Below are 284 nucleotides of genomic sequence, written 5' to 3'. Positions count from 1 at the left end.
GATATTGCAGTTGTATATGAAGATAAAAAGATGAGCTATAAAGAGCTAAATGAAAGGGCGAACTCTTTAGCAAGGGCCTTAAGAGAAAAGGGAGTAGGTAAAGATGTCATAGTAGGAATGCTTGTAGAGAGATCTGTCAACATGATAGTAGGAATAATGGGTATTTTGAAGGCAGGAGGAGCATATATGCCAATAGATCCAGATTACCCAGAGGACAGAATAGAATATACCCTTGAAAATAGTAAAGCGACAATAGTATTAACTCAAGATAAATTTAAAGATAA

The 284-nt window shown here is 35.2% G+C and carries 1 protein-coding gene; it reads left to right on the top strand.

The window, feature by feature from the left end; genetic code table 11:
* Positions 1-30 precede the first annotated feature (30 nt).
* A partial coding sequence (locus ACJDT4_RS23385; RefSeq protein WP_406790028.1) for an AMP-binding protein occupies positions 31-284 on the top strand: 254 nt, incomplete at its 3' end.

Source organism: Clostridium neuense (genome assembly GCF_045310695.1).
GTDB classification, from domain to species: domain Bacteria; phylum Bacillota; class Clostridia; order Clostridiales; family Clostridiaceae; genus Clostridium_S; species Clostridium_S neuense.
The sequence above is the reverse complement of the archived record's forward strand: the minus strand, read 5'-3'. Positions and strand labels throughout refer to the sequence as shown.